Source organism: Weissella sp. DD23 (genome assembly GCF_001579105.1).
In the GTDB taxonomy this organism is placed as follows: domain Bacteria; phylum Bacillota; class Bacilli; order Lactobacillales; family Lactobacillaceae; genus Weissella; species Weissella cibaria.
The window spans coordinates 1-281 of sequence record NZ_KQ970510.1 but is presented as its reverse complement, the minus strand read 5'-3'; the positions used below and the strand labels follow the sequence as shown (position 1 = coordinate 281).

The following is a 281-nucleotide window of genomic DNA, read 5'->3' as shown; positions in this document are numbered from 1 at the left end:
CAGTGGTTACGGTAACGTTGGATATGGCTGATTTACCGGCGCTTCAAAAGTACATTGCCCAAATTTTAATGAATCTACCTGGCCTTTATATTCATGTCACCAATCAATTTGTGAAACGGACAGATTTTTATATTTCAAATGTGGTTTTGCGACAGGATGTGAAGGGGGTTGTGTGGCGGACGTTGCCAACTAAGGATGAGGTCAGTCATTTAAAAGAGGAACTAACCAAAATTGAACGTAAAAAAATTCAAAATATGCGTAGATGCAGCGGGAGTAACTGA

The 281-nt window shown here is 39.9% G+C and carries 1 pseudogene; it reads left to right on the top strand.

Annotated features, from left to right (window positions below):
• Positions 1 to 281, top strand: a pseudogene (locus tag WEIDD23_RS12510) (hypothetical protein); the annotation flags it as partial.